Below are 25,845 nucleotides of genomic sequence, written 5' to 3'. Positions count from 1 at the left end.
TTTGCGCGAATAAAACTGTTCTTACTCAACCTTGTAGCTTGTCGAACATTGTATTGCTATTTTTTATGACTAAATCGGCAAGCTCCTCCGCTCGTCGTTCAAGAGCTTCGAATGTTTTTTCTGACCTTAATGTAGAGGCCATAGCTTCTGGTTCTATCGAACGATTGTAGGGAAAAATAGACCAGTCTTTAATGTAGGCATTAACCTTATCAATATTCTTATTTATGCAAAAATGTGGTTTACCAAAAGCGAAAGCAGTAATAATACCGTGAAGACTAGTACCATAAAAAGCATTTGCATTTTTGATTACAAACATTATTTCCCATAGATTTAGATCACTAAGGATTAAGGTTTCTTCTGGTAAACGACTATTTAATTCTGCCATCAATTCACCATCGTCATGCCCTGTTGCATACCCAATTGGCAGCAGAACAATTCTTTCTCCAGAGACTTTATGTAACTCTTTGATTGCACTTACCAGCTTATGAATTGGAGTAGATAACTTTATCGGAGAAGCTTGAAAAACAACGTATTCCCGACCTACCAGAGGCAAAACTTTATTCGAAATATGTTCTTTTAAGAACTTATCATTAATAAGCTTTGTTATAGCATGCACTGAATCAGGGACCAAGATCGGGTCTGCAAAATTTTCCATCCCAGATTCTGTTCTCCTATCTCTGACAGAGAGATGTTCTGCACTCTTGAGGCTAACTAGACTTTTTTGCTTTAGAGCATAATCGGTGCTTGTAACTCTCCCACCTACGGTATTGAAAAACAACCTAACATCGTGATCGATAATAACGTATGGTAGTTCACTTACATTACTAAATAGGAAACGAGAGCAGTACAAATATAGAGAAGGTAATCTCCACTTTAATGACCTAAAAAATTTATATATGATTTGATTTTTGAAGCTATGCAAAAAAAGAATCTCGCGCTTCGCTCCGACTACTTCGCCACCTACGACTATAACTGCAGTTTCACTTTCTAGTTCTTTTAGCACTTCATTGATGGGGCGAGTTTTCAGACAGCAATAGTGCGACAGATCGGAGTGAGTTATTGCAGAAAATTCAAGTTCATAATCTTTCAATAATTCAGGGCGATAAGTTTCAATAAACTTTTTCAAGATTATTGGCATCAAGTTATCGCCATAGTTGTATCTATCAAAGGCCCCATAAAGAACTATTTTTTTCATTAAACTTCCTATTAATTTACGTAAATTAGCGAAAGCAAAAAACTAACGCTCAGACAAATACATTTCCTAAATTACTTATTTTTTGAGATTTTTATATGGATTGCCGAACCGCAGTTTTTGAACTCCCCAAACCAAACGCTTCTTTAGTGAACTGGATAAAGATATTGCACCGTCAAGCCATTCGGCAAAGTTCATAGTTTTATAGTGTAAAAACAACTCTTCAACGACAACGCCATTAACCCTTACTCTTGATGCTCGTAAGGGAATAAAGGAAACGCGGATATCTTCTGATGAAAATTTTAGTAGCCTCTCACTATGAAGAGGAGCGTCATATTTCCTGCAAAAGTTTAAAATGTTATTATACCTAAGCCCATAGCTTTTTATTGCCTCTCGGCCTACAGCAATTGCAAACCGGTCATTGAACCCATCAAAGTGCTGCCAATTAGGCAGAAACAGGTGTTCACTGCCTACTTTCTTTAACGCACTACACAGCACTGTCGAAAAATTGTCGTGATAGCTCAAGTCTGGCCTTAAGAAAAGCACAATATCGGGGTCCCATTCCAGACACCTCTGAGTAACCGTTTTCATAGAATGTAATTGGTGGTAGAGGTTACGAATCGATTTATTGTTATCTTGCCAAAAGTCGCCGTAGCCTTTTACTAACTCAAAGGATGATTCAGACAAAAACCTTTCAGGCTTTTCAAAAAAAACATCATCTAATCTAAGTAAGTCTGCTTCGTTGAGGTCTATTTTACCTGTTTCACCACTTCGAGCATTTTCTATTTGTTCAAGCTCGAAAAAATGCGCAAATTTTTTGACTTCAGCGCCTAGCTTCTCCAAAGGTTGGTAAATATTTTTCTCGATATTACCAATGGTATGCGACACACTTCTAGTGATACCAAAAAAGCATACACCAATCTTTATAGTCATTCTTTACTCTTGCCTTAACAAAGGCGAAATTTTTCGCGTTTAATCAATATGTAACCTAGAGGCCAGCAATCAGTTTAGCGGGCCTATAACTCGCTTGTGACTTTACAATTTTTTCTCGAGAAAACTTGAATGAACCAGTCTCTTCTATTACGAATGGGCTTTTCAAGAAACAGTAAACTCATCGTTGATATAGCAACTGTAGCTATTAGAAAGGTAATTAACCTAGCAGTCCAGTTGTCGCTAAAGGTACCCAAAAACATCATAGTGTTTAAGATAACCATCTGATAAACAAATAAGCCAAAGGATATGTCGTTTTTTGCAATTGCTTTTTCTAATCGCGTGAACCAAACAAAATTGGAAGGGGCTTTAAAGGCAATACTGATTATAAAAAAAGCTAAAACAGTAAACAGGATCGGATTAATATCATTTCTTCCCCATTTCAAACCTACTGCGCCTAAGATGAAAAAGAGAGATAGGTGGAGAAATAGCCAAGGGCTCGCATATTTTGTGAGCGTTTTCAACTTATCGTAATCGCGACTAAATATGTAACCCAAAAGAAAAAAGAATAGCCACGGTAGAAGTGTTAGAAAATGAATAATCTTTGTTAGTACATTGGGGCTAAAGTTGTTCATGTAGTGAAATGCCATATTAAACAACGCACAAGAAATTAATAAGTAGTATACGAAGTGGCTTTTGCCTTTCTTCACCCAATATGCATCTAGCTTTCTTAATAAGGGGACCCCTAAATAAAACTGAAGAATAACGGGAATTACCCAGAGGCTCCCATTCAAAACTCCAGTTCCGACATGACTCAGGAACTCTGGGTGATAAAAAAACACTACAGTAACCTGCCCTATACACCACGCGAAAAATTTGAGCCACTCATCCCCCGTCAAATCCACCATACCTAAGCTGAAAATAAGAACAATGCTGACACCAAATGCGGCCCATAACGGAGGGTAAACTCTTAAAACTCTCTTTACGAAAAACTCACTTAGCGTAGAACTGTTGGATGAGCTAAGCGAAATTAGGAAGCCGCTTATAAAGAACAAAATGGGCACACCTGGAACTAACCAAGTTAGTTTTGAAACGACATCTATATAAGTTTGAGGGGCTGTATCAAATTGCTTTGAATGCGAAAAAACAATTGAAAACGCAGCAAGATATCTTATCCATATAAAGTGGTTGGTTCTTGGTATATTGCTCACTAAATTTGTTTCCTAGTTATCTTGCCTTAATTATGATGAAGCCCAATGGTTTAGATTACTGCTAAAACAGCTTTTGACGTTTTATAAAACCTGTCTAAAACATCGCATCAATAGCTTGTCCGGGCGCAAATGGGATTCGTAAAAAAGGTGGTTTTGCTTCATCATTTCAAATCTATCATCATGGCGTTCAACAAGCCCTTTGACACGTTCGACACACTCTGTAGCCGAGCCGAATTCTTGAAAGTGAATGTTAGGCTTTAAACCTCTAACCGTGTTTTCATTTTGTTCACTAACGATTGCTTTGGACATTGCAATATATTCACCGAACTTCCACCCGATAGAGCCATGAAGCCCCGTTGAAGCTATACAAATGTCGTGTGATTTAACAGTATTGATATAATTCTTTTTACTTGTTAATTCAGTATTTTTTAGTACAAATTTTGGTTTCATTTTTAAAGCAAAGTCGGTGGCTATAAGCCCTCCAGTAAATTTATCCTTAAATGTTTCCTGCAACAATGCTATGCACTCAACTCTTTGTTTATTTATTTGTTCTCGTTGCAACCTTTGCTCTTCGGTAACAGTAAAAAAGCTATCTGTATTGGTGTCCCATAACCTAGCTAAAAATAATATTTTAGGGTTTTCTCTTAGAACTGGGCGAGAGTACAATGCTGATGTAGATACTTTATAATGGAGCTTACCTAAGAAATCGGCCTGCTTGATGAGTTCTTTTTTCCAGTCTTTCGTGTGATAAAAAAGTGCACATCGTTTAAATGCGAAACGGTCAAAACCGTCCGCATAAACTAAATAGTTTAGGCCGTATGGAAGCACATTTTTACTATAGTTAACTTGGTCACTATTTGGGTTAAAACTACGTTTAAATAAAAAATCACACCGTTCTAATGCCTCTGAATCTATTAAAGCACTGTCAGAAGTGTCAAAGCAGAGTTTTTTCCTCTCTAACTCAAGGTGCAATATATTGCCTTGTACGCTAAAGGGCGTTTTCGTTTTTCTTGCTTCTTTACTTACCCTCATGTCAACGTCAAGTACACCTTGGCGATGTAGCATAGTCAAGCCTGTATAAACTTGCTGAAGATGGTTAGAGTTGCTATCAGCATAAACAATGCACTTTGCATTTTTCACTCAGTTTGTCCTATGAATTGTAGAGTTGAAACAACAGGATAATGGTCACTTCCCATGTCATACCAAACCGATGTGCTGATAGGGGAAAGCCGCTTACTAGCAAGAATATGATCTATCCGCGGCGAGAGAAACCAACTCTTTCTCGTAGTACCATAGCCAAAGCCACTTTCATTAAACGCGTTTCTAAAGCCCCCCCAGTACTGCGTAAACTGCTGATTTCTATCGGTCAAATTAAAATCCCCCGCAATAACAGTAGCATCATCATCGCTCCATTTTTCTATCAGCGCTTTAACTAAGCCGAACTCTATCGCCTTTGTATCTTTGAAAAGCGCAACTTTTGATAGAAATCCTGCAAATGTATTGAAGCGATAGCCAAAATTAGAAATCGATGCAAAATGCACGTTTGCCAGCAAAACACCGTTTCCTCCCACGTTTATTTTGTGGAGAGAAACATATTGCCCCCAGCCTCCTAACGCTCGCCTATTTAAACTTTCTAACTGAGTAAGAGCATATTTAGATAAGACGCATAGTCGCTTCACACATTCTCCGTACAAGTTATATCGAGAAGAGTCTTTGAACATGTCGTAACTCCCTTCTTGCACAAACAATACATCTAAATTTTTTTGCTCAAAAAATTGATAGAGTTTTTCAGCATTAACTCTTTGGGCTACGTTAAACGATGCCACTTTGAATCTATGATTAATAATACCGTCTTCTTCTGATAAATTGTTGGCAATATTGACCTGAAACGAAGATGACATTACAAAAAAAACACAACCAGTAAGAAATAAATAAAGTCTTTTTTTATTAATAACAATTATGGCTGGAAGAAAAAGAAACAAGATTACATAGTCTGGGATAAAGTCGATAAAATAGAGTTGGTCTAACACTGGAAGCTGGAAGGCCAGCATCGAACACAAAATTACACCTATTATAAATATTAGTAGACTGGCGACTTTAAACGCGGAAAGAGCCATATCTTTTAACTTACTATAAATAGCTGGCTTCACTGACCATGAATCCGTTTATATTCATTATGCTTCACGCCGAACAACCCTACAATTGTGCCTACAGCGGAGCTCATTCGGAAAAGCCCGTCTACGTAGATACCTTTATTCATTGTAAATATAGATTTTAAAATCATAACTCCGCCTCTTAGCAACCTAATGATAGCCAGAATAAAGCATTTGAGAATTACTAAGGTTATTTTCTCTTCAAATAAATGCGATCTTGTATAACCAATCCCGGAGCGGAATCCTCTTTTGCAAAACCATTTAACGTTTGTTCGTGATGCTGGTAGTTCTTCAATAACAGGAGCGTCCGTGTAAACCGTGACAAAACCAGCTTTTCTAGCTCGAAGAGAAAAGTGATAATCGCTCGCTCCTGTCATGGCAAACCGGATATCAAAACAAGGGTGAAGTTTTTGAAAAACACGCTTGGTTAACAAAACATTATTAGTATAAAAAACCTTTAGGTGTTCGCCGTTAATGTAGTTTGGAGGGGGGTATAAAACCTTTGTTGCCCAATTTTGATTCAGCTTTTCATCAACAGAAATAACATGACTCGTAACGATATCTGCATTTGCTTCTTTACACGCGTTAAGCAGTGATTGAGCCCACGAATTTTGTTGAGGCCATTCATCGTCATCGATAAAGATTAGGTAATCTGAACTTTCACCTATTGCAAACTCGATACACTTATTTCTAGCAAACACAATACCAGGTTTATTTTCAACTTCGTAGACAACATTTATAGGACTATCGCTGTAGCGTTTCACCACATTTTCAGTTTCAGTATCTGCGGCGTTATCGACTACTAAGATTGATACATCTATATTTTCGTCTATCGTTTGCTTTTGAAGTCCATCAAGAAGCCTCGCTAACCATACGGGTCTTCTGCATGTTATTACAGATATTAATAATTTCTCCACTTTTTTAACCTCGATACTTGCCTGAGCTAAATAAAGACTCAATTTTTTTCAGAGGCCAGCTTATTTTCCACCAGATAGATTCATAAGCATTTAGAAAGTGGCGTTTAAAATAGACCTCTTCTTTTTTCACCGCATTTAAATGCTCGACTAGTACACTGGACAAAGAATGCAAATGAGCTTGGTACTCTTCTGAGGCTTTGACCACAGTGTTATGATCAACAACCGATTTACCTAATTCCAGATAAACGGTCATAGCCAAATTAACCAGTTTATCGTTTGGCACGTTGAGCGAGTGCTGGTTTTGAAGTTTTTTATCTATGAAACCTTGCGAAGCTGCACTATCTAATTCGCCTAACGAAAAAGTTTCAAAGATTTTCTTTGCACAAGTTTCCGGGTTGTTTAACAAATCTTCATATTTAAGAATCACTAAAGGCTCATCTAGCGAACCGAAGTAACTAGATAGTGTATAATTCAGCCAAAGGTGCATTGCTTTTTGTAAAGAGAAACCATCTCGTTTTTTCAATGAACCAAATACTTCCATAGGGTGTCGGAGCATTAGTATGAAGTTGGCAGAGACATTTAAGCCTTTGAATGTTTTGCGCCAAAATGGCAAAAGTAACGAAGTTCGAGGGTCTTTCATACCCCAAAGTGCTTTTCCGCGATAATCTTTCTCTATTATAAGTTTCGCTTCATCTTGGTAGGCTGACAAATGAGATTGTTGGTCTTTTGCTAGCGTTAAGGCGAGAGGGTGGTCCCAGGAAAACAAGCTTTCATCTAGAAGCCTGTCATTCATGTTTACCAAAAGTGAATTTTCAAAAAAGCCTTTTTCATTTACCCCTTCTTGAGGCGCAAATAGTGAGCTTCCCATAAAAACACCAAGTTCTGATAAAAGACCTGATATCGCCGAAGTCCCACTTCGGTGCATGCCGATGACAACAACCGTCTTTTGACTCATTTAGCAACTCCCTTTAGTAACTGCTTAACTCTCTTTAACCCTTTAATGAACGAAAAAGGTGTAACACTTAACATTAAGGAAGCAATAAGTAGGTCTAGGCGATATTTTTTTATGCCCCAGGCATCTAATAGACACCGTGCACAATTTCTGATTTCATTAATATAAAAAAAATTGTTTGCGTAATGAAGATAAACTTTAAACATAGCTTCAGAGCACCAGCTTTTTTCTACCGCGCTCAATGTTTCATCTTGCAATATTTTTTCAATACATACTTTGTCAGCTTTTAGCATCTTCTCTTCATTGAGAGAATAGTTCGCGCCATGTATCACATAAGTAGCCAAAACTTGTTTAACTACTGCAAAGTTCGTTACTTTTGCTAGTCGAAGCCAAACGTGCCGGTCATCTACGCCGTGTAACTCTCTACTCTCATCAAAGCCTCCTATCGCTAAAAGCAAGTCGCGTCTTGCCATGCCTGTACAACAAGAGATAAAGTTCTGCATTAATAAGGCTTTAAAGCAATCGCCTTCAAAACACGGATGACTTTCACTAAATTTTCCTTCTCTGTCGACTTCTATCCAACTATAAACAACGCCAATCTGAGCATTATCATTAAAGACTTTCATTTGCTCCGTGAGCTTTTCAGGTTTCCAAAGGTCATCTTGATCGCAAAAACCAATGATGTCGCCATCAGCATTCTCGATTCCAGTATTCCTTGCCGCTGCGACGCCACCATTCTGTTTATAGACATATTTTACTCTGTCTTCTTTTAGATATTTTTTAACTATTTTACTTGATAAATCCGTAGAACCGTCGTCAACCACGATGATTTCAAATTTGTTGTAGTTTTGTGCCAATAAGCTATTCAATGTTTTTTCAATGGTTGCTTCGCCATTAAACATCGCCACGATGACACTGGCTTTTAATTCATTCAATTTGTTTAATCTCTTAAAACTTAAATAGTAAGCAAAATTCTTATAAGGACGTAAAGAAAACCGAGGCTTGAAAGCGAAAGCAACAATATACGTTTAAGGTCTTTAGAAGTTAAAGACAGCGTAGTAAACTTACTCACTCGAAAGAACATGGCAGCGACCATCGCGACAAAAATATATACCACCATAATATAGCTTCTGCTTATGAAAAATGCCGTTACAGCATAACCAATTAAAGCTACAAGCAAATATTGGCTTAGATGCTTTTCTTTCTTAAGCAACTCCTCGTGCCCCTCTTTGGCATCTTGCAATTTCATTACGCTTAATAGCATTTGAAGCGCTATTAACATAAACATAGCCCACAATGTGTAACCAATAATGCCTAATTCCGACATAACTGTCACATAGGTGTTGTGAGCAACTTTAGAGTGGTATTCCAAGAAGCGTTCTTTTCCAAAACCAAACAATGGTCTATGTTTAAGCATTTGGATTCCTTCATACCAAGCAGTTAGACGCTGACTAGCACTTTCATCATCTTTACTTATCTTTCTGAAAGCCCCCATAGCAAGAAAAACCGCAGGAATACTAACCGAAGCCAAGATAATAGCTTTGACTTTACCGAACTTAATGTAAAACAAGCAGAAAAAAACGCTGAGCGCACCTAGCAAAGAGCCTCTACTTCCGGTCCAATAGATACCAAGGCAAAGAAAAAATACGGTCGCTAGAGCGAACAACTTAGTAAACAAGCTTTTACTGGACAGCAGAAAATAGACTGCCACAGGAATATTCATTACTAGGAACATCCCCATATCATTTGGGTCATTAAAATTACCGACGAACCTAGCTTGAATAGACTTCGCGCCCCCGTCGGAACGATACACCACAGTCTCAGCCCACCCCTGTCCTACAGGGCTTTGAATTTGACTATAAGCGTGATGCACCATTATGAGCGCGGCCGATAACGAAATAAAAAAGATAATATTTTGTCGTCTTACGGTAGTTAACAAACTGAAATATAAAATAAAAGGTATTATATTCGCATTAATCCACTCAATTAGTTTGCTTAAATCACTAAAATACCTATACGCTCGAATCTCCGACAGAAGCATTGAGAAAAGCAATAAAATAAGTATCGTACACTGTACGTTCCATACCTTGGGTTTGAGGCCAATTAGGTAGAACAAAAACGTTAAAATTAAAAATGTTCTTAAAAGTGGAAACTCTATGTCAAATAACGGCCACTCGTGGGGTCGAGCAAGCAGCAGCATGGTGTATACACAAAGTAGAAAGTAAGCGAAGCCCGCCTGCGATTGTCCATTCGCTGCCGAATTGTGAGACGTATTACCCTGCAAAACTTACCTCTTTATTCTTACCAAATAATCTGTTTTTAAGTAGTGAGACATATTTTGAAACCCTACCTAATAAAAACGCGGAAAAGCATTCATAGTAGGTAAAGCAGAAAACGGGCTTAGCGCATTCTGTGATGCTTTCTTTGTAGGATGGAGGCATGGAAAGTAAGAAGTCATATTTGTCTAGCTTTAGCTCGCGCGCTAGTTCAAGCTGATATCTATGTAGAAGCATTCCCGGAGACAGGTTAGGTTTAAACGATGTATCAACACCACTTTGATAAAAAACAAGATCATTACCTGATACCAACGAGTAGTTGATAGCAATAGATTTATTTTCTTTTTTTAATAAAACTAACGACAGACCATTTTTTTTGATCAATGCCTCTGCAAGCTTTAAATGGAATGAACAAAATTTATCATTATCAAAAATAGTTATTGGTTGACTCTTACGCCACCTCAAGTTGTGAAGTGATTTTAATTCGCCGAAGTAGCTGTCTAATTCCTCAACCGTATTGAGTACGTGGAAGCTAACCCCTAGTTTCTCTGCAGCTCTAGAATAACGAGCGGTTCTCTTTTCGAGTTTAGTGCTTTCCTCCTTCGCTCGAATGAAATAACGATTGCCTATAAATTGTTTAGTCTTAAAAAAACCACTATCTTGAAGTTGTCTAGCCAGGAAACTATCTTCAAAGCTGTTGCTTACTATTAGCTTCTTCAAACCAATTTGTATAAAGGCCTCTGTTAAAAATTGGCCAAATTTCGCTCCTAATGGAGATAGAAGTAAAACATCTAGCCCTTCACTACAAACCTCAGATGGTTCTGGTTCTCCAGAACCTAGAAACCGGAATACACCGGCAGGTTCATCACTTTTAGTATATAAAGGCAGCGAACCAACCAATTCCTTGCCCTCCCAAACAGTGACAACAGCCATAGTAGATATACTGCTAGAAAACGTAGTTACCCACGCATCAAGCCAGTCGAAACTCAGGAAAAGGTTCTTGTTGCACGCCCTTCTGTCAAGTGATTGCCAATGCTCTTTTAAACTCTTAAAGTCGGGTACTGTGCGGATTACTTTTAATTGCACGTTTTAATCGCCCTGTTGTCTCGAAAAAGACTTTACGCATGCAAAATCGCACTTCTCAATAGAAATATTCAACCAATGCTCTGTCTTTCCTTTTAACGCATTTTTTAAACGTGCAAATTTAAATAATTTGGGAGAACTGTACGTCGCCCCATCCATTTCATAGTTATATTTTAATAACCAAGTCTGACCGACGTTGTTTTTAGTGAGTAAAGTCTTGTACTCTTTATCATTACGTTCCGATAAAAGTCGATGCGTTTCAGGTATAACTGTATTTAGGTAGTAACTCGCTTTCCCATCGAGTAACCTTCCGCTATATAAAAACTTAAATTGACGTTGTTCAGCTTTATCGCTAACCAATTCACATACAGAGTCGAAGTTATAAACAGTAAAAATATTATCTGTAACGGCTAGCTCACAACGGGATTCTGCTTCGTGATGATTTTTAGTGTAGGCTGTTGTGTAAAGATTAACTGAAACTGAAGAGGCCGAAAGAAGAAGCACCATAGCGCTCATCAACGCGCGCTTATTAAAAGAAACAGAAGCTGACGGTTTAGTTTTTCCGACCTTTTTATTATGAAGACCTAATACTTCCTCTGAGCGCTCCAACCTTGCGCCAATATAAAACTGAATTAGGACAACAGGAATGTAAATATACCAACCGAAATTATTGTGGTCAGTCATTAGGGAGCTTTCCATGTTGGTGTAGTGCCCAATAAGAATAAGGCAAACTATTCTGACCCAGTTAGTTACTAAAGCGCCGAATAAGGCGACAGTTACGAAGATTAACGCACTTTTAACTGTCCGTAGATACAAATAGACATATAATGAACTGATGGCTAACGATACAATAATATATCTTAAACCGCTGCACCCCCTTGCAATTTCAAAAACGCCCGCAGGAATTGTAACAAACTCATTTTCTACAAAAACTGGAATCTCTGTAAAAGACATTATGAGCGTTACTACAAAAACAGAGAGGTCTTGAAAGAATGGAGCAAATGCCCCCCAAAAAGGATAAATTAATATCAGATATACGAGTGGGAAAATTAAAAACCAACTAAACTTGAATACTTGGAATACGACTACGATCAGCAGAGCCAACGAAAAAAACCAATATAGTAAGCTGATTTGTGAAAAGAGCGCAACTATGTAGATTGCGCCGACTAAACAACCAAAAATTAGCCAATAGCGATTAACCGAAGTACGTAATTCAAATTTTCCTGTCTGTGCGCATGTATACAGCAGGTAGACTATGATAAAGGGTACAAGATAGGCATGTGAATATGTACCGTCGTCAAAACCGTGCACCCAAAGTGTTCGCATCACATGGTAATTAACTACAGCCCACAGTAATGCAATAACTAAAGCGATGCTAAAGCTTTTTAAGTTACTCCTTGCCAACATACTACCCTGTCCCTTTTTTATAACTGGAAACTATCTTCCTTTTCCAAACAACACAATTTCAACGGTTCTTATCAAAATCAGTATATCTAATAACAGACTCTGGTGCTTCACGTAATAAAGATCAAACTTCAACTTTTCCATTGAGTCTTCAACGCTAGCGCCATAGGGGTAATTGAGCTGAGCCCACCCTGCTAGGCCAGGTTTGACATTGTGCCGTTGATTGTAATAAGGCACTTCGCGAACTAGTTGCTCAACAAACTGAGGCCTTTCTGGACGGGGGCCGATGAATGACATTTCGCCCTTGAAAACGTTAAGCAATTGAGGAAGTTCATCTATTCGATACTTTCGAATGAAATGACCTATTCTAGTGACTCTATCATCGTTTTTACTCGCCCACTTAGCACCATCTTTTTCTGCGTCGGGGCGCATACTTCTAAATTTAAGTATCTTGAAAAGTTGTCCATTAAGACCAACCCGCTCTTGCTTATAGAGTACGGATACTCCAGTCCGGCGACCATCGTCAAGATAAATAATGATTGCAGTAGCAAGCATTACAGGCCATACAAAGAAAAATATGATGAAAGCTAGAATTGCATTAACTGAATAGTCTAAAGCGTCCCTCAAGTAGTTTTGGCTTTTAAAACCGTTGGAGTAAATGACCCAGCTAGGATACATGAGGTTCACAACTATCTGGCCAGTCTCTCGCTCCATAAAATCGAGCAACTCAGTTACTTCAATGCCTCGTAACCGGCAATCAAAAAGCACTTCAACAGGCAAAGTACCGCGGCGCTGATCACACGCTATAACAATTTCTTCAATATCGTTATCCGCTATGAACTTTTGAAAACTCTCGTCCACTTTTACATGGATAATCTTTTCTTTATGTATCCCATCTTCTCTATTATCCCCCGGAATAGGGATAAAACCTACGAGTTCGAAACCTATGCGATCGACATCGCGACGCATTCTTTTTTCGATGATAGATGCACGCTCACCCGCGCCCAATACTATGATCCTAACTTTACCCAGACCAAGTAACCCTAGTCGGTTTGTAAAGTACCTAAACACAACAAGTGTTATGATAATGGCGCAAACTGAAGCGGGTAGAAAATAGCCATCCATAAGTAAGTCATCAAACAAGACTCGACTGACAACTTCAACTAAAAAGTAGCTTAGTCCTACACTAACGAAAATTCGGCGTATTATTCCTCTAAACGTTTCACGAAGCTTAGCCTCGTAAAGACCTACAGATAAAGAACATAACAAAATTGACACTGTCAATAAGCCGGTATTAACTAAAAGTTTCTCTACAGGAACTTCAAAAGATAGACCTATCTGCGTCAATATGAAGTGGGAAATGTACCCAATATAAGCAATGAGCAACGCTTCCGTTATAACTAAAATATTTGAGCGTTTATTCTGATTTCGCTTGTTAACTGCCACCCCTGGCCTCCCAAAACTACTTTATCTTACGTATCATAAAGGGATTTTTTCTAATAGACTAGAATTGTTATTGGCATTATAGTGATAATTACCGTAGGGTACTCGCCACAACGTGAAAATTTAACCATTTGAGTGTAGGATGATCTCTTATGAACCGCTTCTGCTCGTTACGAAACGCAACAGTCTGCATAATCATTTCTTTAATCACTGGATGTAATAGTTCCTCTTCGTTACCAGAAGCGACAACACGACCTTCCCTCACTACAGACGTTAATGACTATCAATATCTTATCGGTCCAGGGGATTCACTAACAATCTTTGTTTGGCGGAACCCTGAAGTTTCCGGTCAATTCATTGTTAGACCTGACGGAAAGGTAACCACATCGTTGGTTGAAGATATTGATGTAGCTGGTCGAACGCCAACTATGCTTGCAAGAGAGATTGAAGAACAACTTTCGGTTTATATAAATAATCCGAGAGTCACAGTTAGCGTCAATAGTTTTTCAGGGCCCTTGAGCGAGCAAGTAAGAGTAATTGGAGAGGCGACTAATCCCAGCGCAGTTAACTATACTGAGCACATGACATTATTGGACCTTATGATTGCCGTGGGTGGTTTGACTGAATTCGCCGATGGAAATAATGCCAAATTAGTTAGGGTCGAGAATAACAAAAAGGCTACGTATTCTTTAAATATCGACGATTTAATTAGAGATGGAGATATAACAAAGAATATCGATATACTTCCGGGAGACGTCATAATCATACCAGAAGCTTGGTTTTAGTTCTTAGCAGTACACGGAACATTTAAATGCAGGATTTACAACAAACCTTAATTCAATTATTGGATTTAGTTAAGGGTATTTGGATTAAAAAGCGCTATGTGATTATTGCGTCATGGTTAATTTGCCCAATTGGTTTTTTTATAGTAGCTACCCTTCCCGATCAATACAATTCTGATGCAAAAGTATACGTAGATACTCGTTCAGTGCTCCAACCTCTCCTGCGGGGCTTGGCTATACAATCTAACCCTGATGAGGAAGTTAGGATGATGGCCAGAACTCTTTTGAGTCGAACCAACGTTGAAATTATCGCTAGGGAAAGTGATCTAGATATTACTACAAATAGCGACAGGGAATTCGAAGACTTAGTTACACAGTTATCTTCTTCAATAGACCTTAAATCAGCTGGTAAAACAAATATTTATAACATCTCTTTTTCGCATAAAGACCCCGTCGTAGCACAGAGGGTTGTACAAGAAACTTTGGATCTGTTTGTTGAAGGTTCCTTAGGGAACAACAGGCGAGATACAGATACCGCTGGGCGCTTTCTTGAAGAACAGATTGCAGAATATGAGAACCGTCTAACCGAGGCAGAGCAACGTTTAGCTCAATTCAAACGACAATATAATAATATCTTGCCAATGTCAGGCACCTACTACAGTAGCCTTCAAAACCTTAATGCAGAACTTGAACTTACTAGGCTAAGTATTAAACAGACGCAGCAACAGGTAGACACGCTTCGCTCCCAAATAAAGAAGTCTTCGGCGTCGGATAGCTTCTCTGTTTCTAGTGAAGAAGAATCCAGTTTAAAAACTCGATATGATGACAGGATTAGAAACCTCGAGGAAGAGCTAGACAAACTACAATTACGCTTTACTGATAAGCACCCTGACGTAGTAGAGGCTAGACAGCTACTACAAAGCTTAGAAGACTATCGCAAGAAAGAAATAGACGCATTTTTAGCTTCTGTTGATGAAGAAGACCAGCTTCCACTTAATGAGCTTACTCAGGAAATTCGTCTAGAAATGAGTAAGTTACAAGGTGAAGTGGCGTCTTTAAAAGTAAAAGAGTCAGATTTGGAAACTAAGATTGCGGAATTTGAATCGAAAGTTGATTTAATTCCTCAGATTGAAGCGGAGTCTACCGCTTTAAACAGAGATTACGGTATAACTAAAAAGAAATATGAAGAATTACTTTCTCGTAGGGAGTCCGCGGACCTATCAAGACGCGCCGAAGTGTCATCTGAAGAGTTGCAGTTCAGAATAATTGAGCCTCCCTTAGTAGCAAATACCCCCTCTGGTCCTAATAGACTAATTCTATATACGGCTGTTCTACTGGTCGGTTTTGGTACAGGTGTTGGGCTTGCACTATTGTTAAGTCAGTTATCACCAATTTTGATTCGGCCCAAACAGTTATCATCTCTTTCTGAATATCCGATATGGGGTACAGTGAGTCATCTCGACATAGAACAAATTAAGAAAAAGAACAGAACTAGAGTTTTTATCTTTGCGTGTTCTTGTATGGTACTACTTGGCTTTTACTGCATACTTGTAGCCGCTGAAACAATGAACGTAAACTTGGTCACGAGGTATTTATAATGTCCAATACGATAGAAAAAGCGTTGTTGAAGAAAAAGCATGCTAGTCAAAACCAAAATCAATCATCGACAAATGATAAAGACAGTGAGCCAACTTCTACGGCACCTTCCGAACTAGGGGTAGAAATCAAAACTCGTACGAACAACTCTTCAAGCGCTTCATCTAATGACATATTCGAAATTGACTTGCAAAGATTAAGTGCTAATGGACATATCTCTGTGTCAGGCGAGCGTAAGCAAATAAACGAAGAGTACAGAGAAATAAAAAGGAAGTTATTGGCAAACGCTTTCGGTAACTTAGCTAAAACACTGCATAACCCAAATATTATAATGGTTTCAAGCAGCAGGCCTTCTGAAGGAAAAACGTTTACGGCTACTAATTTGGCGTTAAGCATTGCTGCGGAGCAGGACAAGACTGTGTTGCTAGTAGATGCCGATGTACTTAAACCTAATGTTTTAAACACTTTGGGACTTGAACGACGCAAGGGACTAATGGAGTACCTTGTTGGAGATGTTGACGATATCTCTGATGTACTTTACGGTACTAATATAGGTAAGCTGAAGATAATTCCCGCAGGACGATCACATCACTTATCGACTGAGATGTTAGCTAGTAAGAAAATGCATGATACTGTAAATGAGTTCGCAAATAGGTATCCCGATAGAGTGGTAATTTTCGATACACCACCGTTAATAGGAATAAATGAGAGTGCAATTTTGGCCAACTTTGCTGGACAAGCGGTTGTTGTAGTTGAAGAGGGTCGCGCTAAAGTAAGTGATATTAAAATGGCAGTTGAAAGACTGAACCCTGAAATGGCAATAGGTTTCGTTGTAAACAAGTCAGTTCATCACGACACAGATGGAAGTGGATATTATGGGTACTACTACTCAGAGCGCAGTGATTAACCGTAATTTTATGCTTAAACGGCGAGTAATCAAACTATCTATCATTGCTTTCTCTATTGCAACAAGCTTCTCCTCGCAGGCTAAGTTAGAAGTAAGCGCTTTAGCTTCAGCCGACACAACTCATCAGAACGTGAAAACTGAAGATAATGGCACTCGCTCTCTCACCACGTTAACGATAGCACCTCAAGTGAATGCAGTATACCAAACACGAACATTCCAAGGCCTTTGGTCCGGTACCTATACTCATCTAGAACGCGACAATGACGACACTAGTCAGCGCCAAAATTATGGAGAATACAACTATTCAGCGCAGTGGGTACCTTTCAGAGACTTGTTGATACTTCAAGCTACTGGTGCACTTACATACCAGAACACAAATTCTGCAAACTTTTTGGTTAGTGATTTTATTGCAAACTCTGACAGTTTAGCAAAAACTCGCTCTAACAGGCTTTCGTCTACGCTGACTATTGACCAAGGCGACTGGATAAGAGGGCAAGGCACTGCCTCATACTCTGACACAGCGTCTGAACGGTCTTTAACTAACAACAACGCTTTAAACAATGACAGCTATCAGCTTACTGGTAACTTAATCAATGGCGATGAAGCTAAGTACATCATCTGGTCAGTGAAGGGCACTTACCAAAATACCGAGCGTGGCCAGACGAACAGTGGTGATTTTGAGTCTAGAACCGGTGATGGTTATATAGACACTCGAATCTACGGGAAATGGGCTTTCCGTTTAACCGCGATGCACGAGGCAAACCAAATATCTAATAGAGACGATACCAATAGCTTAGTTAGAGAATTTAACTCTTATGGTGCAGGTTTAACTTATCGACAGGCTGAAAACCGTTATATCTCGATAACAGCAAATAAAAGCGACTCAGATATCGAAGACGATGATGGTGAAACATTCGTAGGTGTCGATTTGCAGTGGGCCTTAAGTACCCGTACTCGCATCGCTGCCACATACGGACGTCGTTTTTACGGGGAATCGGCTTCAGCAACAATCGGCTATAACTCCAAGTACCTTCGAACGTCGTTTAGTTATTCAGAGAATGTTACAAATACTTCCCGACTTCTAGCAGATCCAGAAAATTTGGGGGTATTTGTGTGTCCTACAGCCTCGCTATCCATAGCCGACTGTTTTCAGCCTAATAGCTTGAGCTATAGCCTCAGCGCTGGTGAGCAGTTGGTTCAGCTTACGTCTCAAAATTTAGAGTTCGACGACAATATTATTTTACGAAAAAGTGCAAACTTTCAAGCTGGATACGACTTTTCGAGAATTACCCTCGCTTTTTCCTGGCGCTATTCTGAAGACGACTACTTAGATGAAGATAGGCTAAGACGCACCTACTCTTTCGGTTCAAGCTTAGCGTACAAGGTTGGTAGTTACACAAGCATAACAAGCAGCATTAATTACGCTAACATTACTGGTCAAGGAGCAGAAGGTACATTCACGGGCGAAAGCGATAACTGGAACGCATCCATAGGTTTAGAAAGAGAGTTCGGTCGTCGGATGAAGGTAAATGTTGATGCTAAATATCTCAAACAAGACGGAGATTTAAACGCTGGTAGTCGTTTCGGAAGCAATTATACCGATCGTCGCTTAAGTGCTTCTATCACTTATACATTCGACTAACCGTTTAATATTAGTGCACAAGTAAATTACTCGCTATACACAAAGGTAGCATAGCTCTATTTAAACTTAAAAGCGCCTCTAAGAGGCGCTTTTAAGTTTTACTCAATGTTATTGCAATATCGAACTTAAACATCACTCTTTCTTATCATCACTCTTAAGCCGCACATACGTCTTAAACTTCTTCTTCATAAGCTTATCTACGTACTGCGTCATTTTCACTTTTTGTGAAATGGCGTCATCTAAGGCATCGACTAACTCAGCCAGCATATCCAAATAATATTTGGTGTCGCGAATAACGTTGCCTTTCGGCGTCATAATCGTTTGGCTTTCGGGGTGGTCGGCAAAGCCCATATGTTCGGTCACTTCCGCACCCGTTTTATCCGGCTCAAACATTTCGGCTTTTACTTCTTCAATAACCTCGTTTACCGCATCAGCATCGAAGCTCTCTAGTTCTTCTAAAAAGCCATAAAGCATTACCCTGTCCATTAGGGTGTTAATTTTACGAGGTATGCCACGAGAGAACATATGAATGCGTTCTAACGCTTCATCACTAAATAGTGCAGACCCGTTCCAACCAGCGTGATGCAAACGGTATTCGATATATTCTTTACACTCTTCCAACGAAAGCGGCGCTAAGTGACAAGACGCCACAATACGCTGCCTAAACTGCTCCATATTAGGCGCACGCAGGATAGGCTGTAGTTCTTCCTGGCCAAGTAAAAAGCTTTGGATAAGCGGCTTGCCGTTTAGCTGAAAGTTACTCAGCATTCTAAGCTCTTCGATGGTCTCAAGCGGCAGATTTTGGGCTTCATCTACAAGTAATAAAGCACGGCGCCCCGCTTTATTTAAGTCGTACAAGAAAATTTCTAGCGCTTTTAAAATATCTGCTTTTGAACGTCCCTCAGTAGGGATATCAAATTTTGACGCGACCATTTTTACTAGTTCGTCTGGCGAAAGCTTTGGCGTAACTATTTGCGCTGCCGCAATATCGTCTTCAATTTCTTCAAGCAGGCTATTTGCTACGGTGGTTTTACCCGTTCCAATTCCACCGGTAATAACAATAAACCCCTCGGCCTGAGACAGGCCATATTGCAGATACGACATGGCGCGCTTGTGCCATTTACTTGCAAAGAAAAATTCAGGGTCTGGGGTTAACTGAAACGGTTTCGAGTTAAGTCCATAGTAACTTTCGTACATACTATTTGCCGTTATTCCATTAGAAATGTGTGTTCAAAACCAAGGCTTAAAGTTGGTCAAGGCTAGCGCGTTATGCTTTACCTATGCTTTTAATCCATATGGTAACCAACAACGCGCCGTTATCGAAGTATTATCTTTATAGCTTCCACTAAAGGCTTATCGCAGTTTGTTTTCAGTAATGCGCTCAATGATACCCGTAGTCGATACACCATCTTCAAACGTTAGTACTTTTACCTCTCCACCATTTGCCTGAACGTCAGTGCCACCTGCAATCTCTTCAATTTTGTAGTCGCCGCCTTTTACAAGTACATCTGGCAGTAATCGGGCAATAACTCGCTGAGGCGTATCTTCTTCAAAGGGTACAACCCAATCGACCGCGCTTAACCCTGCTAATACAGCCATACGTCGGCTAACGTTATTCACAGGGCGGCCTGGTCCTTTTAATTTGGTCACAGACGCATCTGTGTTAACAGCAACAATTAGACGGTCACCAAGCTGTGCCGCTTCTTCGAGATAAGCAACATGACCGGAGTGCAAAATGTCAAAACAACCATTGGTCATAACTATCCGCTCTCCTCGGGCTTTGGCAGCTTGAAGCGCTATTTCTAGCTGGTCTTCCGTCATGACGCCGCCATCAAGATGAACAGACTGCTCACCTAACGCTAATGCAAGTTCGGTGTTGGTTACCGTAGACGTACCTAATTTACCTACGACAACGCTGGCCGCTAAATTTGCAAGCACACAAGCAGCTTGAAGTGGCAAGTTACAGGCTATAGCTACCGCTAAAGTTGATACTACGGTATCCCCTGCCCCGGTTACGTCATAGACCTCTTTCGCTTTTGCTGGCAAATGAAATTCGGTGTTGTCACCGTCAAACAATGTCATGCCGTCTTCTGAACGCGTAACAAGAAGAGCACTTAAATTCAGCGATTCTTTTAGTGACAGCGCTTTTTCCACCAGCACTTGTTCACTACCTATCTCGCCCACAATGCCGCGAAGCTCATCCATATTAGGTGTAACTAATGTGGCACCAGCGTATTTACCAAAATCCCTGCCCTTGGGATCTACTACCACACGCTTATTCTTGCTGCGTGCTTTTTCTATAAGAGCTTGTGGGTTGCTTAAACAACCTTTTGCGTAGTCGCTTAGAATAACAACGTCAGCATTGTCTAGCGCTCTATCGAAAGCTAATTCCAATGCCGATTTGTCTGCCTTCTCAAAACTCTTCTCAAAATCTAAGCGCAGAAGCTGTTGATTTCTGCTCATTACTCGAAGCTTTGTAATAGTATCGAAGCCATCAACTTCGAAGAACTCACAGCGAATGTCGTGAGTTTCTAATCGCTCTTTTAATATGTTGGCGTTTTCGTCTTTACCGCACATTCCCAGCAAGGTTACCTCAGCCCCAAGAGTTGCTACGTTTACTGCAACGTTTGCGGCGCCACCAGCTCGGTCTTCAGAACTATTAACGTTCACCACTGGCACGGGCGCCTCAGGTGATATACGCCCTGTACCACCGCTCCAATAACGGTCTAACATTAGGTCGCCAACAATAAGCACTTTTGCTTTACTAAAATCTGGTAATATCATGCTAAGAGTAACTTTTTAGACATTGAGTACATTGGCACAGAGTATAACAGCCAAGACAGGCAATACCCACCAACCAAACGTAAATCCCTCTTGGTATCTTTATATGGTGGAGAACAAGCTCGGACAGATTTATACGGGTATTACTACCGACCCTAAACGTCGAATAGCTCAGCATAGGGGGCTACTAAAAGGCGGCGCAAAGGCGCTTAAAGGTAAGTCTCCGTTAATCTTGAGGGCTGTATTTGAAGTTGCCGACAAAGCTCAGGCAGCAAAACTCGAACATGCGGTTAAACAAATGAGCCGCCCTCAAAAAAACGGCATCATTCAAAAAAAGCAGCTCAATGGTTTGTCATGTATAAAATCAGCGTTTGAAGAATAAGAGTTTGGCTACAGCATTGTCACCAAACACCATCTAATTAGAGCGCTAAAGGTTTAGCATTTTGAAAGCTAGGTTTGTGAAAGCCCACTATATGCTTAATTAGCCACCTAGAACTCCATTAATGATCATAGCGTTACCGATGCTCAACGTAAAACCTAAAGCAGCAACACCTACATTGTGTTGATGGTCCACTTCTTGTCGAAAATTCATACCAAAAAGAATGATTTTTTTATTCACTAGAACCAATAAATGAAGCGCGATAGCCAAACCCACACTCACAATCAACCATCCCGTTACGTTACTTACATAGCCAGATGGATTGTAGATAAGTAAGTTCTTTGCCGCTGAAACAATCATAGCCGTACCAAGCAGGTTGCCGCTATGCTCGATAGCGAGCGCTAACTGCCCTTTCTCAAGCGCTCCTTGAAATGAGTCATTTTGATTATCACGCGCATATCTGAACTCTAAAATTCGTGTCATAACAAGCAGCATAGTTAGCACCACGGTAAAGCCCGTGACTATGGCAATCAGCGCATTCATGTCGCTGCCATCAACCCATATCATAATATTACGCAGCACTATTGCACTGGCGACCAAGCTCGCAGCATCAACAAGTGCCACACTCACGCTTCGTTCGGCAATCATTGTGTGGGTGTCTAGTTTATTAAGTACTAGCTTGTCGTGAGCAAAGCGCCCAAATTTCACTAAAATAATACCCACTATGCCAAAGGTAACCATACCAATGGCTGCTTCTTGGTAGCCCACGCCTATATGCCGGCCTACTACTGAACTTAATACAATACACAGAGACAACATGCCTCCAGCAATGCTAATCCCAAACGCAAAGTTATCTTTAACACCAAGTTCTTCAGTTACTGAGTACTTTCTAAATGCACCAGTCAGCCATTTCATAATCATCAGTAGCACTAACGCTATTGCCACATCCATGGCAAGGTAAATCAAAAGTTCCTGCGTTAGAGGTACTAGTTTTAGTAAGGCTTCCACGTTATCTTTGCTCCTTGAACATACGAAGTTCTATGCTGGTTGTCCCTAGAAATTAAAATCGTTGAAGTAATCACGATAAGGGAAATAGCATCCATCCTTGCTAAATGGGTACAAGGATGACAGCGAACTTGTTCAGATTTATTTTAATAAATGCCTGCAGAAGTCACTGCCATTATCCAAGGCAGCAAAAAAAAACAGGCAACGAATACTTTTAGTAAAACCGTGAGTATTCATTATTTTACACGATTGATTTCTCTTGAGACGCGAGCATTATGCCAATAGACAACGAAAATAGCATGACAAACCTAGAGCAAGCCGACAAATTATGGCAGCAGTTGCTAGATTCACCTGCCTTAACCGAAACCGATCGAGTCATTGTAGAAAACCATCGCGAAGCACTTTTAAGCGCTTTTGCTCGCTCCACTTTCCTAGCTGAAACATTGATACAAAAGCCTGCGTTTATCTCCAGAGTTGTTGAGCCTTTGTTTAATTTAACTGATTCTGACTCAACTATTACTTACTTCAGCACTGCTTTAAAAGCAAAGCTAGAATCACTAAAAAGCGAAGATGAGTTATTGAAGGAACTTCGCGAATACCGCAATCAAGAAATGGCGCGTATCACTTTCTTAGATGTGCTCAACAAACAGAATATAGAAGCTTCGCTTGCACAAGTCTCGGCATTGGCAGATGCTATGATAACTAGCGCTTACCATTGGATTTACCAGCACTTAGCTCACCGATATGGAACGCCAAAAAGCAACAATCAAGATATGCACATGTACATTCTTGGGATGGGCAAGCTGGGTGGGCGAGAACTCAACTTTTCGTCAGACATTGACTTGATATTCGCTTACCCAGAAAAAGGCGAAACTAGCGGCGGCAAGAAAGCCTTGGAGCACCAGCAGTTTTTCACCAAGCTGGCTCAAAAGCTTATTCAAGCACTAAATAAAGTTACTAACGATGGGCAAGTATATCGCGTTGATATGCGCTTACGTCCGTTTGGAGATTCCGGTCCCCTTGTAATGCATTTCGCTGCCTTAGAGGACTATTACCAAGACCAAGGCAGGCACTGGGAACGCTTCGCCATGATCAAAGCGCGGGTTATCAATGATGACCAATCAGATGATGTAAAATGGCTGAACAGTATTTTGCAGCCATTTACGTTTAGACGTTACTTAGATTTCACTACTCTTGATGCGCTGCGCAATATGAAAAAGCTTATCGCTACCGAAATTCGCAGGCGACGTTTAAGCAACAATATTAAACTGGGTGCTGGCGGTATTCGAGAAGTTGAGTTTTTTGCCCAAAGTTTTCAGCTTATACACGGTGGTCGTGAGCCTGCTCTGCAAAGTAAGTCTTTACTTCGCACTTTAGATGCTTTGAGCGAATTGGATATTGTAGAAAGCGACGTAACAAAGCAGCTTAAGCAAGACTATTTGTTCTTGCGAAAAGTAGAGCACACGTTACAACAAAGCCAAGACCGCCAAACTCAAACACTGCCCAACGAGCCGTGGCAACAAAATGCGCTGATTGATGTTATGGGTTTTGCTAGCTATAGCGACTTTTTAACCCATTTAGACGGCACAATGGCGCGTATTCACAGTCACTTTAATGAACTAGTTGAAGAGTCTCATGACTCGCACTCGGAAGAAGATCAGTTGTTTATTGCTTGTCAGGATGCATGGCGTCTTTCGTTACAAGAAGATGAGTTTACTGAAACCTTCAGTGCTTACCTATCATCCAAGGATATTAATGACATCTTCTCAATCCTTGTAGCTTTCAAAGAAAAACAACGAAATTACCGTATAGGTCAAAAAGGCGAGGACACACTAAATAAGTTGCTGCCTGAAATTTTGTATGTGCTAATTAATCAGCACCCCAATCACACGGCGCAAGTGTTAAGCCGTTTGCTTGGCGTGATCGAAGCCATTACGGGGCGCACAACCTATTTAGATTTATTGTTAGAAAACCCTGATGTACTCAAACAGCTGGTAAGACTTTGCGAGAGAAGTGACTGGATAGCGCAAGAAATCAGGCGATTTCCGCTTTTATTAGATGAGCTACTTACCCCACTCTATTTAGGACAGCAAAACACAGACATCAAAACCAGTAAACAGGAATACCAGCTCGAGCTGCGCGAGACTATGTTGCGTATAGAGCAAGATGACGTGGAAATGTTGATGGATGGTCTTAGACAGTTCAAACTTTGCCAGCAGCTTCGTATCGCAGCCAGCGACATCAGTGAATCCCTGCCCATCAACAATGTAAGCGATAAACTAACCGTTCTAGCAGAAGTCATTTTAGAGCATGTCGTTAACGCGGCATGGATGCAAATGCGACAGCGCTTCGGCGCTCCTTCTCATCTTGAGGGTAATGACAAAGGCTTTGCCGTTATCGGTTACGGTAAATTGGGTGGCTATGAGCTAGGATATGGATCGGATTTAGACTTAGTTTTTATACACAATGCGCCCCGTTCAAGCAGCACCGACGGCAAAAAATCAATTGAAGCACAACAGTTTTATATTAAGTTGGCCCAACGGATTATGCATCTCCTTAATACTAAAACACTGTTTGGTCAGCTGTACGAAACTGACTTGCGCTTGCGCCCTTCTGGTAACGCGGGGCTATTGTGCTGTCACATAAACGGTTTCGAAAAATATCAAGTTGAGGAAGCTTGGACATGGGAACACCAGGCACTGGTAAGAGCAAGAGCTATCTGCGGCGACGCATCGCTTTTGGATAACTTTGCACAGGTAAGACATTCAATTCTCAGTCAATCTAGAGATACCCAAACACTGTCACAAGATGTCTGCAAAATGCGCATAAAAATGCGTGAGCACCTGCTGGCTAAAAATAATGAAAAAGTAGATTTGAAGCAATGTGAAGGCGGTATTACCGACATTGAATTTATTGCTCAATACCTTGTATTAGCAAACGCTTGTACTGTGAAAGCAATGACGAAGTATCCAGATAACCTTAGAATTTTCGATGTTGCAGCCAGCGCGGACATCATTGATACGCCAACAGCACAAAAACTTCAAAAGGCCTACTTAAGGCTTCGTGAGCAATATCATCACCTTACCCTGGCGGACACCAAGTACGCTGATCAAAGTGAAGAGCTAGATATTATACGCGAGCAAGTTAGGCAACACTGGGATACATTATTTGGTAGGTTCAATGAGTGAGCCT

General features: G+C 40.2%; 21 protein-coding genes. 6 read left to right on the top strand and 15 right to left on the bottom strand.

Features of this window, described 5'->3' with window-relative positions; translation table 11 throughout:
* Nucleotides 1–25: 25 nt before the first annotated feature.
* The 12 genes from AC27KT_RS06335 to AC27KT_RS06280 all read right to left on the bottom strand — a co-directional run bounded on the left by AC27KT_RS06335 (nucleotide 26) and on the right by AC27KT_RS06280 (nucleotide 13,564).
* Nucleotides 26–1,195, bottom strand: coding sequence for a polysaccharide pyruvyl transferase family protein (locus AC27KT_RS06335; protein WP_487128381.1), 1,170 nt, complete (start codon nucleotides 1,193–1,195; stop codon nucleotides 26–28).
* A gap of 75 nt (nucleotides 1,196–1,270) precedes the next feature.
* The gene (locus AC27KT_RS06330) at nucleotides 1,271–2,125 is read right to left on the bottom strand and encodes a hypothetical protein (protein WP_487128379.1); all 855 of its coding nucleotides are present in this window, start codon (nucleotides 2,123–2,125) and stop codon (nucleotides 1,271–1,273) included.
* An 83-nt stretch (nucleotides 2,126–2,208) separates the two neighbouring features.
* The gene (locus AC27KT_RS06325; protein WP_487128377.1) at nucleotides 2,209–3,333 is read right to left on the bottom strand and encodes an acyltransferase family protein; all 1,125 of its coding nucleotides are present in this window, start codon (nucleotides 3,331–3,333) and stop codon (nucleotides 2,209–2,211) included.
* A gap of 81 nt (nucleotides 3,334–3,414) precedes the next feature.
* Nucleotides 3,415–4,473, bottom strand: a complete 1,059-nt coding sequence (locus tag AC27KT_RS06320) for a hypothetical protein (protein WP_487128375.1) — start codon at nucleotides 4,471–4,473, stop codon at nucleotides 3,415–3,417.
* Nucleotides 4,470–5,483: an endonuclease/exonuclease/phosphatase family protein gene (locus tag AC27KT_RS06315; RefSeq protein WP_487128373.1), complete on the bottom strand. Its 1,014-nt coding sequence runs from the start codon at nucleotides 5,481–5,483 to the stop codon at nucleotides 4,470–4,472. The genes AC27KT_RS06320 and AC27KT_RS06315 overlap by 4 nt, the downstream gene beginning before the upstream one ends.
* The gene (locus AC27KT_RS06310) at nucleotides 5,480–6,403 is read right to left on the bottom strand and encodes a glycosyltransferase family 2 protein (protein ID WP_487128371.1); all 924 of its coding nucleotides are present in this window, start codon (nucleotides 6,401–6,403) and stop codon (nucleotides 5,480–5,482) included. The genes AC27KT_RS06315 and AC27KT_RS06310 overlap by 4 nt, the downstream gene beginning before the upstream one ends.
* 4 nt (nucleotides 6,404–6,407) lie before the next feature.
* On the bottom strand, nucleotides 6,408–7,358 hold the full coding sequence (locus AC27KT_RS06305) for a sulfotransferase family protein (protein WP_487128369.1): 951 nt from the start codon (nucleotides 7,356–7,358) through the stop codon (nucleotides 6,408–6,410).
* Nucleotides 7,355–8,290, bottom strand: a complete 936-nt coding sequence (locus tag AC27KT_RS06300; RefSeq protein ID WP_487128367.1) for a glycosyltransferase family 2 protein — start codon at nucleotides 8,288–8,290, stop codon at nucleotides 7,355–7,357. Before AC27KT_RS06300 ends, AC27KT_RS06305 begins: the two co-directional genes overlap by 4 nt.
* 20 nt (nucleotides 8,291–8,310) lie before the next feature.
* Complete coding sequence (locus AC27KT_RS06295; RefSeq protein ID WP_487128365.1) at nucleotides 8,311–9,231, bottom strand: O-antigen ligase family protein; 921 nt, start codon at nucleotides 9,229–9,231, stop codon at nucleotides 8,311–8,313.
* 397 nt (nucleotides 9,232–9,628) lie between these two features.
* Nucleotides 9,629–10,717, bottom strand: coding sequence for a GNAT family N-acetyltransferase (locus tag AC27KT_RS06290; protein ID WP_487128363.1), 1,089 nt, complete (start codon nucleotides 10,715–10,717; stop codon nucleotides 9,629–9,631).
* 3 nt (nucleotides 10,718–10,720) lie between these two features.
* A complete protein-coding gene (xrt, locus tag AC27KT_RS06285) occupies nucleotides 10,721–12,121 on the bottom strand; it encodes an exosortase (protein ID WP_487128361.1) in 1,401 nt (466 codons plus the stop codon).
* Nucleotides 12,122–12,151: 30 nt separating this feature from the next.
* The gene (locus AC27KT_RS06280; RefSeq protein WP_487128359.1) at nucleotides 12,152–13,564 is read right to left on the bottom strand and encodes a TIGR03013 family XrtA/PEP-CTERM system glycosyltransferase; all 1,413 of its coding nucleotides are present in this window, start codon (nucleotides 13,562–13,564) and stop codon (nucleotides 12,152–12,154) included.
* A 149-nt stretch (nucleotides 13,565–13,713) separates the two neighbouring features.
* On the opposite strand from AC27KT_RS06280, the gene AC27KT_RS06275 reads away from it, so the two are divergent.
* The 4 genes from AC27KT_RS06275 to AC27KT_RS06260 are packed head-to-tail and all read left to right on the top strand — an operon-like array spanning nucleotide 13,714 to nucleotide 18,488.
* Nucleotides 13,714–14,346, top strand: a complete 633-nt coding sequence (locus AC27KT_RS06275; protein ID WP_487128357.1) for an XrtA/PEP-CTERM system exopolysaccharide export protein — start codon at nucleotides 13,714–13,716, stop codon at nucleotides 14,344–14,346.
* A 26-nt stretch (nucleotides 14,347–14,372) separates the two neighbouring features.
* The gene (locus AC27KT_RS06270) at nucleotides 14,373–15,941 is read left to right on the top strand and encodes an XrtA system polysaccharide chain length determinant (protein WP_487128355.1); all 1,569 of its coding nucleotides are present in this window, start codon (nucleotides 14,373–14,375) and stop codon (nucleotides 15,939–15,941) included.
* On the top strand, nucleotides 15,941–16,846 hold the full coding sequence (locus AC27KT_RS06265) for an XrtA-associated tyrosine autokinase (protein ID WP_487128353.1): 906 nt from the start codon (nucleotides 15,941–15,943) through the stop codon (nucleotides 16,844–16,846). Before AC27KT_RS06270 ends, AC27KT_RS06265 begins: the two co-directional genes overlap by 1 nt.
* Nucleotides 16,815–18,488: a porin family protein gene (locus AC27KT_RS06260; RefSeq protein WP_487128351.1), complete on the top strand. Its 1,674-nt coding sequence runs from the start codon at nucleotides 16,815–16,817 to the stop codon at nucleotides 18,486–18,488. The genes AC27KT_RS06265 and AC27KT_RS06260 overlap by 32 nt, the downstream gene beginning before the upstream one ends.
* A 132-nt stretch (nucleotides 18,489–18,620) precedes the next feature.
* Here AC27KT_RS06260 and AC27KT_RS06255 read toward each other — a convergent pair whose 3' ends face one another.
* Nucleotides 18,621–19,685, bottom strand: coding sequence for an XrtA/PEP-CTERM system-associated ATPase (locus AC27KT_RS06255; RefSeq protein ID WP_458730350.1), 1,065 nt, complete (start codon nucleotides 19,683–19,685; stop codon nucleotides 18,621–18,623).
* A gap of 156 nt (nucleotides 19,686–19,841) precedes the next feature.
* Complete coding sequence (gene hldE / locus AC27KT_RS06250; protein ID WP_487128349.1) at nucleotides 19,842–21,272, bottom strand: bifunctional D-glycero-beta-D-manno-heptose-7-phosphate kinase/D-glycero-beta-D-manno-heptose 1-phosphate adenylyltransferase HldE; 1,431 nt, start codon at nucleotides 21,270–21,272, stop codon at nucleotides 19,842–19,844.
* 31 nt (nucleotides 21,273–21,303) lie between these two features.
* Here hldE and AC27KT_RS06245 point away from each other — a divergent pair, with 31 nt between their 5' ends.
* Nucleotides 21,304–21,651, top strand: a complete 348-nt coding sequence (locus tag AC27KT_RS06245) for a GIY-YIG nuclease family protein (protein WP_487128347.1) — start codon at nucleotides 21,304–21,306, stop codon at nucleotides 21,649–21,651.
* A 99-nt stretch (nucleotides 21,652–21,750) separates the two neighbouring features.
* Here AC27KT_RS06245 and AC27KT_RS06240 read toward each other — a convergent pair whose 3' ends face one another.
* Nucleotides 21,751–22,656: a DUF350 domain-containing protein gene (locus tag AC27KT_RS06240; protein WP_487128345.1), complete on the bottom strand. Its 906-nt coding sequence runs from the start codon at nucleotides 22,654–22,656 to the stop codon at nucleotides 21,751–21,753.
* 272 nt (nucleotides 22,657–22,928) lie between these two features.
* Here AC27KT_RS06240 and glnE point away from each other — a divergent pair, with 272 nt between their 5' ends.
* Nucleotides 22,929–25,841 carry a bifunctional [glutamate--ammonia ligase]-adenylyl-L-tyrosine phosphorylase/[glutamate--ammonia-ligase] adenylyltransferase gene (gene glnE / locus AC27KT_RS06235; protein WP_487128343.1) on the top strand — a complete coding sequence of 971 codons (2,913 nt, stop codon included), beginning with the start codon at nucleotides 22,929–22,931 and terminating at the stop codon, nucleotides 25,839–25,841.
* Nucleotides 25,842–25,845: the final 4 nt, after the last annotated feature.

This window comes from Alteromonas sp. 5NW40-0090 (assembly GCF_057552975.1).
This window is presented reverse-complemented; position numbering and strand designations above follow the sequence as displayed.